Below are 16,880 nucleotides of genomic sequence, written 5' to 3' on the forward strand. Positions count from 1 at the left end.
TGACACCAATGTCACAAACGAACGTGACCGTGACGGGAGACATCCAAATGACCACCAGCAGTGGTATCGACCTGATGGACCTGCGGGCATTCGCCTCCGGCTACGCGGACGAGATCTTCGCGCAGTTGCGCAACGAGGACCCTCTGCACTGGAACGAGGAACCGAACGGCCCGGGATTCTGGTCGGTGACTCGATACGCCGACGTCAAAGCAGTTGCCGCGGACCACGACACGTTCACCGTCACCCAGGGGACGCAGATCGCGAGCAGGCGCGCCGAAGGCGAAGGCGCCCGCAGCATTCACCACGTCGACCCACCGGAGCACGGTCCGCTGCGCAAGATCGTCACCCCGCACGTGCGACCCGCCAAGGTGAAGGCCCTCGTCCCGGACATCGAGGCGGTGATCGACGACCTGCTGAACAAGGCCGTCGGCGCGGGGCCGATCGACCTGGTCGCGAACATCTCCGCCCAACTGCCACTGGTGATGATCGGTCGACTGCTCGGCGCCCCGCTCGAGGACTGCCCGAACCTGCTGCGGTGGACGAACCAGATGGCCTCGGAGGACCCCGACTACTCCGCGGGCCCCGAGACCGCCGTGCGCGCCCGCGACGAGGTGTTCGCCTACTTCCGGGCCCTCGAGACCGAGCGTCGGGCCTGCCCGGCCGACGACCTGGTCAGCGTGCTGACCGCCGCCGAACTCGACGGGGTCCCGCTCAGCCGAGGTTACCTCGACGCCTACTACCTGATCCTGATGGTCGCCGGGAACGAAACCACTCGGAACCTGCTGTCGGGCGGTGTGCTCGCCCTGCACGAGAACCCGCAATGGTGGGACGTTCTGCGCGAGAATCCGGGCAAGATCCGCTCCGCGGTCGAAGAGATGGTGCGTTGGGTGTCGCCGGTGCTGTCGATGCGGCGCACCGCCACCCGGGACGTCGAGATACACGGCAAGACCGTGAAGGCCGGCGACAAGGTCGTCATGTGGTTCTGTTCCGCGAACCGGGACGAGCGGGTGTTCGAGGAGCCGGACACGTTCCGGGCCGATCGGTTCCCGAACGAGCACCTGGGTTTCGGGTGGGGCGATCACGCCTGCCTCGGCGCCAACCTCGCCCGCCTCGAGGCGAAGCTGTTCTTCACCAAGCTCGTCGAACGCGGCATCGACATCGACGTGGCCGATTCCCCGAAGCGACTGCAGAGCAACTTCTTCCGCGGCATCAAGACCCTGCCCGTGCGATTGGAGCCGCGCCATGGCTGACACCTTCGACCGGGCCGGTTGTCTGATCGACGGCGACTGGTTCGTGCCGGCCGGGCCGGTGATCGAGGTGATCGACCCGTTCACCGAGTCCGTGATGGGTGAGGTCGTCGACGCCGGATCCGAGGTCGTCGACGACGCCGTGCGGTCGGCCGCAGCAGCCCATCCGGCGTGGCGGCGCACCGACGTCGCCGAGCGGGCGGAGTTGCTCGACCGTGCCGCGGATCTGCTCACCCGTGACGGCTCGGCGATCGCGGCACTGGTCAGCCGGGAAATGGGTATGCCGATCTCGCTCGCGGAGGTCACACAGGCCCAGCTCCCCGCCGACGTGCTGCGGGCCACCGCCCGCACCGCCCGCGACTTCCCGTGGTCGCAGGACATCGACGGGGCCACCCTGGTCCGACGCGGCAGCGGGGTCGTCGGCGCGATCACGCCGTGGAACATGCCGGTCCATCAGATCGTCGCCAAGGTCTCGGCCGCACTCGCCGCCGGATCGACCGTGGTGCTCAAGGCGTCGGAGATGACCCCGTACGACGCGAACGCGCTCGCCGCGCTGTTCCTCGAGGCGGGATTTCCGGCCGGGGTGTTCAACGTCGTGACCGGAACCGGTGCGGTCACCGGAGCCGCACTGGCCGCGCACCCGGGCCTCGCGCACGTCTCGTTCACCGGCAGCGTCGTCGCCGGTCGCACGGTGGCCTCCCTGGCGGCGCAGACGTTGACCCGCTGCACCCTCGAACTCGGCGGAAAGTCACCTGCCGTGGTGCTGCCGGACGCGGACCTCGAGACCGCGCTCACCGGGGTCGTCACATCCGGTCTGGTCAACTCCGGTCAGGCCTGCAACGCCACCACCCGCCTGCTGATCCCGGAACACCTCGCCGCCGACTCCGTCGACATCATCGAAGATGCAGTCGCGCAGCAGGTCCTGGGTAATCCCGCGGACCCCCGGACGCGGCAGGGGCCGCTCGTCTCGGCGCGCCAACGTGAGCGCGTCCTCGACCACATCGGTGACGCCGTCGCCGCCGGCGGGCACCTGCTCACCGGCACGGGCAAGCCGTCGGAGGCGTCCCCGACCGGGTACTTCGTCGATCCCACCGTCATCACCGGACTGCCCGAGGACGCCCGGGCCATCCGTGAGGAGATCTTCGGCCCCGTCATCGCCGTGCAGATCTACACCGATGTCGACGACGCCGTCCGCATCGCCAACGACTGCGCGTACGGGTTGTCCGCGGAGGTGTGGTCCGGCGACGTCGAGCGCGCCCGCGCCGTCGCCGGACGGCTCGACGTCGGCCAGGTCAAGATCAACGGCGTCCGCACCCGCAATCGGCCCACAGTTCCCTTCGGTGGCGTCAAGAATTCCGGCTACGGCCGCGAACTCGGCCACCTCGGCATCGAGGAGTTCACCGACGTGACGGCGGTAATGTCATGACCGGCAACACTTTCAGCGGAAACATCGTCGTCACCGGCGCGGCATCGGGGATCGGACTCGCCCTCGCCGGCCAGTTGAGCTCGGCAGGCGCCACGGTCTACGCCCTCGACCGGCGCGACTGCCCGATCGGACCGGTGCGCACCCTGCTGTGCGACCTCTCCGACCCCGGCTCGATCAGCGACGCCGTCGCGGCCCTCCCCGGTGAGGTCACCGGGCTGGCGAACGTCGCCGGTGTCCCGGGCACCGCTGCCGCGCAGACCGTGCTGGCGGTCAATCTTCTCGGGGCGCGCCTGCTCACCGAACTTCTGCTCCCCCGCATGACTGCGGGAGCGGCGATCGTCAACGTCGCCTCCGTCGCCGCGTACCGCAACACCGAATCCCCGGAGTCGATCGACGAACTGCTGCGGGTCCGCGACCGCGCGGACCTGCACGCCTGGTTGCGTGATCACCCCGTCAAGGGGCCCGCCGCCTACGACACCTCCAAACGCGCCCTCGTCGACTGGACGCAACTGCTGTCGGCGAAACTGACGGCACGCCACATCCGGGCGCTGTCGGTCAGCCCCGGACCGGTCGAGACACCGATCCTCGCCGACTTCGAAGCCAGCATGGGCGCCGACGCGATGGCACGATCCCACGACGCGGTCGGCAGACACGGCTACCCCCATGAGATCGGCGCGGTCGTCGCGTTCGCCCTCTCCCCCGCCGCGTCGTGGCTCAACGGCATCGACATCCCGGTCGAAGGTGGCCTGTTCGCCACCCGTGCGGCCGCCAAATCCCCCGTTTTCGAAGGACTCTCGCTATGACCTCCTCCAGCAGTCCGGCCGAGCACGTCATCACCCTCGACGGCACCCACCCCAGCACCCGCGAGGTACTCGGCGGCAAGGCCTACAGCGTCAACAAGATGCGGGCGATGGGACTGCCGGTCCCCCCGGCGTTCGCGCTGCCCACCGGTGTCTGCGCGGTCTACCACGACAACGGCCGATCCCTGCCGGACGAGATCTGGCAGCAGGTCCTCGAACACCTGCGACGACTCGAAACGGAGACCGGCCGCCGGTTCGGCGCCGGTCCGTCCCCGCTGCTGGTGTCCGTTCGGTCCGGCGCCGCGCAGTCCATGCCGGGCATGATGGACACCGTCCTCAACCTCGGCCTGACCCCCGAACTGTGTGAGGCGCTCGCCGCCGAGACCGGCGATCAGCGGTGGGCGACGGACACCTGGCAGCGGTTCTGTCACAGTTACGCCGACATCGTCGCCGGCGACCCCGGTGCCGCGCCGCCGAGCGATCCGCTCGACCAGTTGCGATCGGCGATCGGCGCCGTCTTCGATTCCTGGACCAACGAGCGTGTGAAGGCGTATCGCGCCCGGCACAACCTCGGCGCCGGCGCCGGAACCGCAGTCACCGTGCAGGCCATGGTGTTCGGCAACCGCGACGAACGGTCCGGGACCGGGGTGCTGTTCAGCCGGGATCCGGCCACCGGCGAGAACACTCTCTACGGCGAATGGCTGGCGAAGGCGCAGGGCGAGGACGTCGTGTCCGGGGAGAAGACCCCGAACCCGCTCGTCACCGTCGGCGACATCCTGCCCGACGTGTACCCGGAACTCGAGCGCATCGCCGAGGTCCTCGAACGTGAGCACCGCGACCTGGTCGACATCGAGTTCACCGTCGAAAGCGGCCGGTTGTACGTCCTGCAGTGCCGGGCCGGGAAGCGTGCTCCGCGCGCCGCGGTCCGGATCGCCGTCGACCTCGTCCGCGAAGGTCTCATCACGGCCGACGAGGCGGTCTCCCGCGTCTCGGCCGAGCAGGCCGCGAGCCTGGCGAAAACGCAGGCGGTGCACGCCGACCGGACGGTCCTGGCCGGCGGCCTCGGCGCCGGCCCCGGTGTCGCCGTCGGGCAGGCCGTCAGCGACCTCGACCAGGCCCTCGACCTCGCCGCGGCCGGCACACCCGTCGTGCTCGTTCGTCCCTCCACCGCCCCGGACGATGTGCCCGCGATGTTCGAATCGGTCGCCGTCGTCACCGAACTCGGCGGCAGCACCTCCCACGCGGCGCTGGTGTGCCGGGAGATCGGGCTGCCGTGCGTGGTCGGCGCCGGAGTCGGCACCGTCGCGAAACTGACCGGGCTCACGGTGACCGTCGACGGCACCACCGGCGCGGTCTACGAGGGCGACGCCCTGCACACCCCGGACGAGGGCGACGTCGACGAGTACCTCACCGAACTCCTCGGCTACCTGCCCGGCACCGTCCCGGTGGATCATCCGCTCGCACAGTTGCGCTCTGCGCACCTGGAACGGGCATAACGCGAGGTCAGAACGATGCGACATCCACGGTCAGTGATATCTTGTTCGCAAACTCGGGCGACGGAGAGGGGGCGGCGATGACCACACAGCGGCAGGTCCCACCACGCACGCTCGACGACGTCTACACCCACGTCGGCCTCGTCGAACCCGGTGCGGCCACCCCGAAACGTCCCAACCGCCGCGGGGAGCTCACCCGGGAACGCATCGTGCAGGCCGCGATCGAATGCTTCAGCGAGTACGGGTACACCCGCACCCGGGTCTCCGACATCACCCACCGCGCGAAGACCGCGCAGGGAAACTTCTACCGGCACTTCACCGACCTGGACGACGTCTTCCTCGCCGCCATGCACACCGGGCTCCAGGAATTGTCCGAGGCCACCAGCCGCAAGACGACCACCAGCGGCGAACTCGAAGCGCTGATCGAGGTCAACAGCACCTACCTGCACGCCTACTCCCGGCACCGGCACATCCTGCGACTGCTGCGTGAAGCTGCCGCCGCCAGCGCCAACGAGGGTTTTCAGCAGCTGTGGCTGCAACTGCGTGACGACTTCATCGCACGCACCCGCCGCTGGCTGGAGAAACTGCACGACCGCGGGGAGATCGGGGACACCAACCTCGACCTGCTCGCCGAGTCGCTCGGCTGCATGACCGAGCAGATGGCCTACGTGCACGTCGGTCTCCCCGCCTCCACCCCCAAACGCGAACGCATCGACGAACTCGGCCGCGCCCTCGGTGAGGTCTGGTTCCGGGCGCTGCCCCCGGCCGCGTTGCCGTCCGAGCACTGACCACATTCCACCGGCTCCCTTCGGCCGCCGACGGCCGACACGTGTCGCTTCCCCATCCTGAGCTGCAACGAAAGACGCACCCATGACCAACGTCGCACCCGATTCTCTCGGCTACACCGTCCGTGTTGCCGACGTCATCGCCGAGACACCCGACGCCTCCTCCCTCGTCATCGACGTCCCGCAGGAGATCGCCGACAGGTTCGCGTACCGGCCCGGGCAATTCCTCACCGTCCGGATCCCCAGCGAACGCACCGGTTCGGTGGCGCGTTGCTATTCGATCGCCAGCTCGCCCACCACCGACGACCGGATCAAGGTGACGGTCAAACGCACCGTCGACGGATACGGCTCGAACTGGCTGTGCGACAACATCACCGCGGGCGACGACGTGCATGTGCTGCCACCGTCGGGCACGTTCACCCCGCACAGTCTCGACGGCGACTTCCAGCTGTTCGCCGCCGGCAGCGGCGTCACCCCGGTGATGTCGATCCTCAAGTCCGTGCTGGCGTCCGCGACCGGCACCGTGTCCCTGTACTACGCCAACCGGGACCGGGAATCGATCATCTTCGACGCGGAACTCGCCGACCTCGCCAAGAAGCACGCAGACCGGCTCACCGTCGAGCACCGACTCGAGAGCGAGGCGGGGTTACCGACCCCGGACAATCTCACCCAATTCGCCGACGGCGGCCAGGACGGCACCGTCTTCGTCTGCGGACCCGCACCCTTCATGGCCATGGTCAAGGAGACGCTGACCAGCATCGGGTACGACCGGCACCGGATTCACATCGAGGAATTCCGGTCCCTCGACGGCGACCCCTTCGCGCCGATCAAGCAGGTCACCGCCGACGCCGCCGGGTCGTCGACCGTGGACGTCACCCTGGACGGCGACACCCACACCCTGTCCTGGCCGGCCGACGCGACCCTGATCGACGTGATGGTGGGCGCCGGGATCGACGCCCCGTACTCCTGCCGCGAAGGCGAATGCGGATCCTGCGCCTGCACCCTCCTGGAAGGGACCGTCGATCCCGGGGTCACCGACGCCCTCGATCCCGACGACGTCGCCGACGGCTACATCCTCGGCTGCCAGGCGAAGCCGACCAGTCTCACGCTGAAGATCGAATTCTGAAGCGTCCGGTTGCCGGGCTGATTCAGTCGCGGAGCTGATCGGGCAGTGTGCGGGTGATGATCTGCTGGGCTTCGGTGAGGATCGAGGCGACCACGTCCTGGCAGCTGCCGATGTCGTGGATCAGCCCCTGAGCCTGGCTCGCCCACCACATGCCGCCTTCGACGTCTCCGTTGCCGTACACCTGCTCGCGGCCGCGGACACCGCTGGCCAAGTGGGCGATGTCGTCGAACGTGGCACCCGGTCGCCGCGACAGTGTGGCGATTTCTTCGGACACCGAGTTGCGGGCGACACGGGCGGAGTTGTGGAACTCGCGGAAGACGATGACGGTGTCGCGTTCGGTGTTGTCGACGATCTGTTGTTTGACGTTGTGATGGATGGGCGCCTCGGTGGTCGCCATGAATCGGGTGCCCATGTTCACCGCCGACGCTCCCAGCGCGAGGGCGGCGACAAGTCCGGCGCCGGTGGCGAGTCCGCCGCTGGCGATGATCGGGATCGACAGTGCCCGGGCCGCAGCGGGGATCAGCACGAGCCCGGGAACGTCGTCCTCACCGGGGTGCCCGGCGCACTCGAAGCCGTCGATGCTGATCGCGTCGACGCCGAGTTGCTCGGCCTTGACGGCGTGCCTCACCGAGACCGCCTTGTGGATCACCTTGACACCCGCGGCTTTGAAGGTGGGCAGGTGTGGGGTCGGGTTGCCCCCGGCGGTTTCGACGATGGTGATGCCGCTGTCGACGATGGCGTCGCGGTATTCGTCGTAGGGCACCGGCTGGATGGTCGGCAGGATGGTGAGGTTGACGCCGAACGGTTTGTCGGTGAGGTCGCGGCAGCGGGCGATCTCCTTGACCAACGCTTCGGGGGTCGGTTGGGTCAGGGCGGTGAGGAATCCGAGCGCCCCGGCGTTGGCCACCGCGCCGATCAGGTCTGCGGTGCCGACGGCGGTCATGCCGCCGCACACGATGGGGTGTTCGATCCCGAAGGTCTCGGTGAAGGTGTTGGTGAACATGCGCTTCCTCGTTCTTCTGTTCGGGGACTGGTCTAGCGCTGCCGGCTCAGGCTCGCCAGTACGGCCTTCGCCGCGCGCTCGCCCGACGTGGCTGCGTCGGCGAGCGACGGCAGATCGAGCTGGTAGTCGCCGGCGAGGTAGATGGTGCCGAGCGGATCACGCAACGTCGGAAGCGAGTTCCTTCGCCCGGGCGCCCAGAAGGGCACGACCCGATGGTGCTTCCGCACGATGCCCTCGCCCAGCTTCCCTTCCAGCTCGGGGAACACTGCGAGCAGGTCCTGCCGGTATCGCGACACGATCTCCTCGTCGGGGAGGTCGAACAACGCGTCGGCGTGAGCGCCGCCGGCGAAACAGGCCAGTGCTCCACCGGGCTTGCGGTCGTCGCCGTTCCGCATCGCCGCGGCGTGGTTGAACATCGCCTGGAACGACAGTTGCGGCGTCGAGACAGCGAAGTACTCGTCCCAGCGTTGCGGCCCGACTTCGTCGGTGAAGAATCCGACGATCACGTACCGGCCGTAGGTGATGTCGTCGAACGCATTCCGGTGCTGCTGCGGGAGGTCCGGGATGATCCGCTCGGCGATATCGGCGGGTGCGGTCACGATCGCGCGCTTCGCCCGCAGCCGCACCGGTCGGTCACCGTCGTGGTAGTCGACGACCACGCCGTCACCGTCGCGCCGCACCGAGTGCACCGCCGAGTTCAGCCGGATCCGGTCACCGAGATCCTCCGCCAGCACGTCGGTCAGCGTTTGGTTGCCACCCACCGGCAGCGAGAAGTTCGGGATCTTCTCCGGGTCGGCCAGTGCGAGGCCGACCGACGTGACGAACTGGGTGGCGGCCGTCTCCTCCACCTCGCATCCCATCCACTGCGCCGACCACGACCGGACGACGTCGGCGGCCAGCTTCGACCGGACGCCCTTCAGTAGGTACGACGCCAGCTTGGTGTCGAGGTTGGCGCGAACCCGTTGTGCAATACGGCTCTGCGACTCCAGGAACGGCGTGACCGCGAGGATGCGTGCACCGACGATGGCCATGCCGATTCGGTCCATCAGGGTCATCCGCGTGCGGAACATGAGTGCGACGGGATTCGAGGTGTCGATCACCTCGCCGTTCAGGTACAGCGCGACGCTCTTGCCTGCGAGTGAGCCCATCTCGATGCCGTGCCGGTCGAGGGCATCGATCAGTGTGCCTGTGCCCTCGGTGAACTGAGTGCCGACGTTGATCCAGTAGTCGCCCTTCCGAACGGTCTCGACTCGGCCGCCCACGCGGTCGGTGGATTCGAGCACGACTACGTCGGTCTCGGGCGACAGCGACGTCGCCGCCGTCAAACCCGCCATTCCGGCGCCGACGACGACCACCTCGGTGGTCTCTTCCTGTACGTGCGTTGTCATTTCGGTTCCTGACTCTCGATCGATCACAAGAGAAGGTCCGGCCGCTCAGGCCGTGACCTCAGCGCCGCTGACGGCCTGAGCGTCGACGCGCTTGTTGTGGGCGTCGAACGCCCGGTACGCACGGAAGTACGTGAACATCTGCAGGCCCCACGTGGACAGCGCGAAGATGTAGAAGATCGTGTGCTCCGCGTCGTCGCCCGGAATGTGGACGAAGTCGTAGGTCGAGGCGATGACGAATCCGCAGGCGGTGGCGAGGGCGACCGACACGGCGTGACCGTGCTCGCCGATACCCCACAGGCGCTTGACGAAGTAGATCAGGAACAACGTGGTGAGCACGTTGACGACGATGAAGAAGATCTTGGCGGGGGTGCCGATGTGGTACTGGTACCCGAGGAGGAGGAAGCCCACCACCGCGGCGAGTGCAAACGCGCCGATGTCCACCGCGACGGACGGCTTGTATCGGTGGGTGACCTTCATCAGCCCCAGAACCAGGATCAGCGTGATGCCGACCGACCGGGAGAAGGCGTCCAGAAAGGCTGCGCCGGTGTACATCGGACTGTCGTGACCGGCCTTCAGGATGCCGTAGACGAGGAAGTTCGAACCCGACGTTGCAACGATGATCCACTCGAGGCCGAGCAGGTAGTTCTTGTAGTTCCGGATGAACTTGATCCCGTATGTGAATCCGACGGCGATCATCCAGATGTCCGCTACCGCGAAGAGCAGTTCTCGGATGGACATGATTTTCTCCTTGGAGGGTGGCTTACGCCGATGGTTATTTCGTGAGGGCTGCCAGGCGATCCGAGGCACGGTCGGCGAGCCAGGCCGCGTGCAGCGCGGGGCCGCTGACGAGGCTGGGCCAGAAGCGCTTCCGGCCGTGCCAGATCGCGGCCAGGTCGTCGTGTAAGGGCGCGCCGCCGATGCGGTCCGCGAGCAGGTGGCCCACGTACTGCGCCTGGGCGAAGCCGTGGCCGTTGCAGGCGAGCGAGTAGAGCACGTTGCCGGAGGCCTCGCCGGCGACGGGGAGCCACGTGGAGCTCATGCCGATCCAGCCGCCCCAGGCCTTCTGCGGTTCGATGTCGCGCAGGCCGGGGAAGCGGTCGCGGAATCCGCGGACGAGGTCGTCGGCGACGTTCCGGGCAGGGGTGCGGTCCGGCAGCGGATTCCGCCCGGTCTGCACGCGGCGGGTGCCGAACACGATCGTGCCCCGTGGGGTCACACGGTAGCTCTCGATGATCATGTGCAGCGTGACCATCGGGGCACGGCTGGTCCAGCCGATCTCGTCGAGTCGCTCGGGCGCAACGGGTTCGGTCTCGACCAGCGACGTCCACACCGGGGTGGCGAGGTTCTTCGGCGCGCTGGACAGGCCTGCGCTGTAGGCGTTGGTGGTCAGCAGCGCCTTGCGCGCCCGAACCCTTCCGTCCGGAGTTTCGACGAAGACCCCGCCGCCGGTGTCCGTGATGTCGCGCGCGGGAGTGTGCTCGTAGACCCGCACGCCGGATGCGATCGTCGCGGCCCGCAGGCCGAGGACGAACTCACCCGGGTTGAGGGTCCCACCGACGCCCTCGCGCATTCCGCCGAGGAAGCCGTCCGGAAGGCCCGCCTCCCGACCCTCGACGAATTCGGCCGACGATCCGGCCTCGGCCATGACCTTCGCGTTGCGGCGCGCATGCCGGAGCTGCCCCTTGGACACGGCGGCCATCACGATGCCGGCCTGCTCGTAGCCGCAGTCGATCCCGTGGTGGGCGATGGCGTCCTCGGCGAAGTGCACCGCGTTCTCGGCGTACCGGTAGAGGTCGCGCAGCCGCTCGCTCTTCAGCAGAAAGCCCAGCAACTCCGGATCGGCGGCAATCGAATTCGTGACGTATCCGGCGTTGCGGGAGCTGGCGCCCCAACCGAGGGTCTGCGTCTCGAGGAGCACCACGTCGACGCCCTTCTCGGCGAGGCGGAGTGCGGCCGACATGCCGCCCCCGCCGCCGCCGATCACGACCACGTCGCAGTCGATGTCACCGGTCAGGGGTTGTTCGGCGGTGGTGGGCGTTGCGGCCCAACCGGTGTCGTAGATCAGCTCCATGGTTACGCCTCCGTCTCGTCTGCGGGAATGACCGCGGTGCCGCGAGCGCGCACCGCGACCAGTGGCGGCTCCAGGACGTGCGAGCTGCCCGTGTCGTCGGAGACGCGGCAGATCACCCGAAGCTCGAAATCCACCGTGCGACTGCGATTTCCCTTCTTCACCAGCGTGGCCTCGGCCTCGACGACATCGCCGCCACGAACAGCGGCGAGGAACTCGACGGACGAGTAGCCGGCGAACAGGCCCTCGTGACCGTCCAGCTCGATCGACAGGTTCGTGCCGACGTCCCCGAAAAGTTTCAGGGCGTAGGCGCCGTCGACCAGATTGCCCGCGTAGTGCGCGTCGGAGAAGGCGACATAGCGCCGGTGGACCGCCTTACTCATGAAATCTCCTGATGGATCGCGCCGAGGTGGCGGGACTCTGCCTCACCGTCGATTTCGACGCCGGGGTAGCCGCGCTTGGCGATCTCGGTGCACATCCGGCGGTACTTGCCGACACCGCCGACGTAGCCCATGAACGTGTTGGGTTTGCCCTGGACGTTGGAGCCGCGGTACCAGGAGTCGGTGGTGGCGTACAGCGTCTGGGCGACGGTCTCCTCGGTGATGTCGACCCAGTCGTTCTGACCCTCGACGGTGGTCTCGACGAGCGTCGCTCCGGAGTCGCGGGCGTGCTCGATGAGGTCGGCGATCCAGTCGACGGCCTGCTCGATGGTCATCACCACGTTGCTGGCGAGCGCGGGGCTCTGGGGGCCGCCGACCATGAAGAAGTTCGGGAAGTCCGTGGTCATCATCCCGAGGTAGGTCCGGACACCGTCGCGCCAGGCCTCCTGCAGCTTCGTGCCGGACGCACCGGTGAGACCGAGCCCGTACAGCGGGCCGGTGAAGGCGTCGAACCCGATGGCGAGCACGACGGCATCCGCCTCGTACGTGCCCTCCGATGTGACGATCGCGTTCGCGGTCATCGTCTCCAGCGGCTCGTCGCGCAGCGACACCAGCGACACGTTCGGCCGGTTGTAGGTCTCGTAGTAGTCGGTACCGAAGACACTGCGCTTGGCGCCCAGCGGGTGGTACCTGGGCACCAGTAGCTCGGCGGTGGACGGATCCTCGACGATCTCGCGGATCTTGTCGTGGAGAAATTCCGAGGCGGTCCGGTTCGCCTCGGCGTCGGTGAGGAGGTCGGCGAACTCGGCGCCGACGCCCTGGAAGCCGCTGCGCTCGTACGCCGCCTCGTAGCGCCGCCGGCGCTCCTCCTCCGACACGTCGAAGGCCTTGTCGGCCACTGGGCGGTCGGGGATGCCGCCGGGCGAGTGCCTGCATTCCTCACGGATCGCCGGGTAGTCGACCTTGATGGATTCGATCTGCTCCGTGGACAGTTCGGTGTTGCGGGCAGGCATCACGTAATTCGGGGTGCGCTGGAACACCGTGACGTGCTCCGCGACCTCCGCGATCAGTGGGATGGCCTGCACGCCCGAAGATCCGGTGCCGATCACGGCGACCCGCTTGCCCTCGAGGTCGTCGAGCGAGATGTTCCACCTGCTGGTGGACACCTGGAGTCCGGTGAAGTTCCCGAGGCCCGGCAGGTCGAAGTCCTTGGGGGTGGACAGGCCACCCGCACCCGAGATCAGGTAGCGGCTACGTCGGGTCTCGCCGTTGTCCAGCCGCACCTCCCACAACCGGTCGGCCGCGTTCCACGTCGCGCCGACCACGCGGGTGTCGAAGGTGAAGTGCTTGCGCAGGTCGAAGCGGTCGGCGACGTGTTCGATGTAGCTGAGGATTTCGGCCTGCGGCGCGAATCGCTGGCTCCACGTCCATTCCTGCTGGAGTGCCTCGTCGAACGAGTAGGAGTAGTAGATGCTCTCGACGTCGCAGCGGGCGCCCGGATAGGTGTTCCAGAACCAGGTGCCGCCGACGCTGGGTCCGGCCTCGAAACCCGCGAAGGTCCACCCGGCGTTCGTGAGCCGGTGCGAGAGGTAGAGGCCGGAGAAGCCGGCACCGACGCCGATGATATCGACGATCCCGCTGGCTGAGGTGGAGGTGGAGTTCATGCTGTCGCTTTCGTTGTATTGGTCAAACGACTCGATCAACTGACTTAGTTGAGTAGACCAGTGGTCCCGGTCACAGTCAAGGGGTGACGCGAAAGTAGACGCGATCGCTACAGAGGGAGGTCGGGAGAATCGACGCCGACCACGCGATCGCCGCAGAACACCCGGACGGACTCACCGGGGGCATGACCGCCGATTCCGGAAGCACCCCAGAAGCTCTGTGCCGAACCGTCGGCGAGATCGGCGATCTTGGCACCGTTCACCCGCACCTCGCCCGACCGCACCCGGGATCCGACCTCGATGGCGCGGTCCAGGTCGCCACCGAACACGTACGCGTCGAGGCCCGAAGGGTTCGCATTGGCGACGCGCAACGCGTCCTCGTCGGACTCCACGGCGTGCAGGCTGACGAGCGGCCCGAACAGTTCGGCGGTCGCCATCGACGCGTCGACTCCCGAAGCGACTGTGGGGGAAAGGAAGAACCCGTCGAGTGCGGGGAGCTCTGCGGGCTGATGGATCGTCCCGCCGTGGGCCCGCAGCCCTTCGATCCGGCTCTGCAGCGTGGCGAAATGCGGGGCGTTCGAGATCGGGCCCAGCTGCGTGTTCTCGTCGAGCGAGTGCCCGATGCCGATGCGGGCGATGCGATCGAGCAGCGACTCCAGGAGCGGCTCGACGAGGCTCTTGTGCGCCAGCACCTTTCCGGGGCCCTCACACCATTGACCGTTGAGCTTGGTCATCCCGTCGAGGATCCCGTCGGCGGCCACGTCGATGTCGGCATCGTCCAGCACGAGGGCGGGGTTGTTGCCGCCGAGCTCGAGCTGGAGCACCTTGAAGTCCTCCGCGGCCGCGCGGGCGATCGCGCGGCCGGCGTTCGGGCCGCCGGTGAACGAGACGATCTTCACGCGGTGATCGCCGGTGATCGCCGCGCCCACGTCGCCCGCGCCGTGGACGAGCTGCAGCGCACCGTCGGGCAGCCCGGCCTTGACGAAGCATTCGACGATGATCTGGGCGCTGCTCGGCGCGTGCTCGGACGGCTTGAGGATGACGGGGCAACCGGCGGCGAGGGCGCTCACCATCTTCGCGGCGGGGATGAAACTCGGACCGTTCCACGGGGTGAGGACGGCGGCGGGGCCCCACGGAACCTTGTACAGCCGCACGTCGCGGCCGCCGGCCTCCAACGCCGTGCGACGCGGGATGGCGCGCAGATCCGCAGCGGACGAGCGGATCCGGTGCGGAAGGAACTGCGCGACCATCCGAGCCTTCGCGATCGGGACGCCGCTGGTGAGGGCATCGGTTCGAGCGATGTCCTCGATCCGGGACTCGACGACGTCGGCCGCACGCTCGATGACCGCCGCGCGTTCCTCGCTCGCCGCGTCGTCCCAGCGCTCGAAGCCGTATGCCCGCTCGGCATGCCGCAGTGCGCGCTCCACGTCGTCCGGGCCGGTGGTGACGGCGCGGTGGACCGGCCGGCCCGTGTTGGGGTCGAGATTCCACGCGTCCGGGATCGTCCGGCACTCGGACCACTCGTCGGCGATGTAGTTGATCGGCTGGGGCAGTTGAGGGTTCGACATCCGCGTCTTCCTTCGGTGCGTGGGTATGGTTGGGGTCGGTGCGGTCACACGGTGAGGTCGGCGACGATGCGGGTCACCTCGCCCGACTTCATCGCCTCGAAGCCCTTGTCGATCTCGCGGAACGGGATCACGTCGCTGACCATCTCGTCGAGCAGCAGGCTGCCCTGGAGGTACAGACGCGCGAACTGGGTGATGTCCTCGTGCGCCTGGCCGGAGCCCATGTACGAGCCGATGAGGCGCTTCTCGCCGAAGAAGAAATCCGACGCGGGAACGGTGAGGTCGGTGCCGTCCGGTGCGATGCCCACCAGGCATGCGGTACCCCTGGCGCGCAAGACCGACAGCGCGGTGGCCGCGGTGCGCGCGGAGCCGACGGCCTCGAACGAGTAGTCCACCCCGTCGCCGAGCACCTTCCGGATCTCGGTGGGGACATCGGCCGCGCCGTTCACGGTGTGCGTGGCACCGTATGTCCGCGCCGCCGCGAGCCGCGCATCGTCGAGATCCACGGCGACGATCGCCGAGGCACCGGCGAGCCGCGCGCCCTGGATGATGGCCGACCCGACACCGCCGCAACCGATCACGGCCACGGTGGCGCCGGGGCGTACCTGCGCGCCGCGGAAGACGGCACCGACGCCGGTGATGATGCAGCACGACAGTAGGCACCCGACGTGCAGCCCCACCTCGTCGGGCACCGTCACCAGCGAGTTCTCCCGCATCAGGGTGTGGCGGGAAAACGCGCCGATGTCGCCGAGCCGCTCCACGACCCGGCCTCCCGGCCGCTGGAAAGCGGGCCGGGGCCGCTGCCGGATCTGCGAGGCGCGCTGGCACTGCGTCGAGTGCCCGGCCTGACAGTTGCGGCACAACCCGCACGAGGGCGTGAGGGCGCCGACGACGCGGTCGCCCGGACGCAACGAGGTCACCGCGGAGCCGACCGACTCGACGATGCCCGCCACCTCGTGCCCGACCACCACCGGCAGGTCGGCGTGCACGGTTCCGGTCATGTAGTGCAGGTCGCTGTGGCACAGGCCCACGTTGGAGACCGCGACGCGGACCTCGTGGGGCTCCGGGTCGTCGACCTGGATCTCGGTGAATTCCAGCGGCTCGTTCACCGCGGTGAGAAGTGCTGCTTCGGTGGTGATCACTCTTGTCTCCGATCTCAATTGCTCGTCGTGGGCGCCGTCGGCGCCGCGTTCTTCGATGCCCAGAAGCCCTCGATGCCCTCGGTGAAGGCGCCGGACTCCCACGAGTGGCGGGCGGCGTCGTCTTCGCGGGCGAACGCGGCCTCGATGTCTTCGGGCCGCGGCCGCAGCAGACCCAGGTGCAGTGCGGTGGTACGGGGATCGGAGTTCCACTGCCCGACCACCTCTACCGCGCGGTCCACCAGTGTCTGCGGGGCCACGATCTCGTCGAGCAGCCCGATCCGCAGAGCCTCGTCCGCATCGATCCGGCTGGAGGCCAGAATGATTCGCATCGCATGGTTCCGAACCAGGCGACCCAGGAGGAAGCTCGAGGCGTTCGAGATGATGATCCCGCGGTGGTTCTCCGGCTGGTAGTACTCGGCGGCGGGAGTGCCGATCCGGGAGTCGCAACACAACGTGATCTCCGAGGCGCCGCCGACCGCGATCCCGTTCACGGCCGCAATCACGGGGACCTTCGTCTCGAGAATCGCGCGGGTGATGTCGTGGAACGTCGCGAAGGCCTCGTGAATCTCGTCGTAGCTGGTCGGCACCGACTGCAGGTCCTCACCGGCGGAGAAGGCCCGCCCCGCACCCGTGAGCACGATCCCGCGGACGACGTCACCCGTCCCGAACCGGCGGATCGTCTGCGCGAACCTCACCCGGGTGGCCACGTCCATCACATTCAGCTTCGCCGGACGGTTCAGTGTGAGCACGGCGACGTCGCGGTCGATGTGCACGTCCAGGTAGTTCTCGGTCATGT

The 16,880-nt window shown here is 68.2% G+C and carries 15 protein-coding genes; 6 read left to right on the forward strand and 9 right to left on the reverse strand.

Going from position 1 to position 16,880, the window contains the following annotated elements:
* The first annotated feature begins 47 nt into the window (after positions 1–47).
* The 6 genes from BLV94_RS26610 (at position 48) to BLV94_RS26635 (ending at position 6,877) form a co-directional block, all read left to right on the forward strand.
* Complete coding sequence (locus tag BLV94_RS26610; RefSeq protein WP_072943664.1) at positions 48–1,250, forward strand: cytochrome P450; 1,203 nt, start codon at positions 48–50, stop codon at positions 1,248–1,250.
* Complete coding sequence (locus BLV94_RS26615) at positions 1,243–2,673, forward strand: aldehyde dehydrogenase family protein (RefSeq protein WP_072943665.1); 1,431 nt, start codon at positions 1,243–1,245, stop codon at positions 2,671–2,673. The genes BLV94_RS26610 and BLV94_RS26615 overlap by 8 nt, the downstream gene beginning before the upstream one ends.
* Positions 2,670–3,476: a coniferyl-alcohol dehydrogenase gene (locus BLV94_RS26620; RefSeq protein ID WP_072943667.1), complete on the forward strand. Its 807-nt coding sequence runs from the start codon at positions 2,670–2,672 to the stop codon at positions 3,474–3,476. Before BLV94_RS26615 ends, BLV94_RS26620 begins: the two co-directional genes overlap by 4 nt.
* Positions 3,473–4,969 (forward strand): pyruvate, phosphate dikinase, encoded by a 1,497-nt coding sequence (locus BLV94_RS26625; RefSeq protein ID WP_072943669.1) that lies wholly within the window; start codon positions 3,473–3,475, stop codon positions 4,967–4,969. The genes BLV94_RS26620 and BLV94_RS26625 overlap by 4 nt, the downstream gene beginning before the upstream one ends.
* 77 nt (positions 4,970–5,046) lie before the next feature.
* A complete protein-coding gene (locus tag BLV94_RS26630; RefSeq protein WP_072943670.1) occupies positions 5,047–5,754 on the forward strand; it encodes a TetR/AcrR family transcriptional regulator in 708 nt (235 codons plus the stop codon).
* 82 nt (positions 5,755–5,836) lie between these two features.
* On the forward strand, positions 5,837–6,877 hold the full coding sequence (locus BLV94_RS26635; protein ID WP_072943672.1) for a ferredoxin--NADP reductase: 1,041 nt from the start codon (positions 5,837–5,839) through the stop codon (positions 6,875–6,877).
* Between the two features lie 22 nt (positions 6,878–6,899).
* Here BLV94_RS26635 and BLV94_RS26640 read toward each other — a convergent pair whose 3' ends face one another.
* The 9 genes from BLV94_RS26640 to BLV94_RS26680 form a co-directional block, all read right to left on the reverse strand.
* The gene (locus tag BLV94_RS26640) at positions 6,900–7,880 is read right to left on the reverse strand and encodes an NAD(P)H-dependent flavin oxidoreductase (protein ID WP_072943674.1); all 981 of its coding nucleotides are present in this window, start codon (positions 7,878–7,880) and stop codon (positions 6,900–6,902) included.
* 32 nt (positions 7,881–7,912) lie between these two features.
* Entirely contained in the window at positions 7,913–9,268 is a 1,356-nt protein-coding gene (locus BLV94_RS26645) for a flavin monoamine oxidase family protein (RefSeq protein ID WP_072943676.1), read from the reverse strand.
* A gap of 45 nt (positions 9,269–9,313) precedes the next feature.
* Complete coding sequence (locus tag BLV94_RS26650; protein ID WP_072943678.1) at positions 9,314–10,006, reverse strand: transporter; 693 nt, start codon at positions 10,004–10,006, stop codon at positions 9,314–9,316.
* A gap of 34 nt (positions 10,007–10,040) precedes the next feature.
* A complete protein-coding gene (locus BLV94_RS26655; RefSeq protein WP_072943679.1) occupies positions 10,041–11,339 on the reverse strand; it encodes an NAD(P)/FAD-dependent oxidoreductase in 1,299 nt (432 codons plus the stop codon).
* A gap of 2 nt (positions 11,340–11,341) precedes the next feature.
* Positions 11,342–11,719: a hotdog fold domain-containing protein gene (locus BLV94_RS26660; RefSeq protein ID WP_072943681.1), complete on the reverse strand. Its 378-nt coding sequence runs from the start codon at positions 11,717–11,719 to the stop codon at positions 11,342–11,344.
* On the reverse strand, positions 11,716–13,380 hold the full coding sequence (locus tag BLV94_RS26665; protein WP_072943682.1) for a flavin-containing monooxygenase: 1,665 nt from the start codon (positions 13,378–13,380) through the stop codon (positions 11,716–11,718). The genes BLV94_RS26660 and BLV94_RS26665 overlap by 4 nt, the downstream gene beginning before the upstream one ends.
* A gap of 107 nt (positions 13,381–13,487) precedes the next feature.
* A complete protein-coding gene (locus BLV94_RS26670; RefSeq protein WP_072943684.1) occupies positions 13,488–14,945 on the reverse strand; it encodes an aldehyde dehydrogenase family protein in 1,458 nt (485 codons plus the stop codon).
* Positions 14,946–14,989: 44 nt separating this feature from the next.
* Positions 14,990–16,084, reverse strand: a complete 1,095-nt coding sequence (locus tag BLV94_RS26675) for a Zn-dependent alcohol dehydrogenase (protein WP_072943686.1) — start codon at positions 16,082–16,084, stop codon at positions 14,990–14,992.
* Positions 16,085–16,098: 14 nt separating this feature from the next.
* Positions 16,099–16,878, reverse strand: coding sequence for an enoyl-CoA hydratase/isomerase family protein (locus BLV94_RS26680; RefSeq protein WP_072943688.1), 780 nt, complete (start codon positions 16,876–16,878; stop codon positions 16,099–16,101).
* Positions 16,879–16,880 lie beyond the last annotated feature (2 nt).

It is taken from the genome of Rhodococcus koreensis (assembly GCF_900105905.1).
Classification (GTDB): Bacteria; Actinomycetota; Actinomycetes; order Mycobacteriales; family Mycobacteriaceae; genus Rhodococcus_F; species Rhodococcus_F koreensis.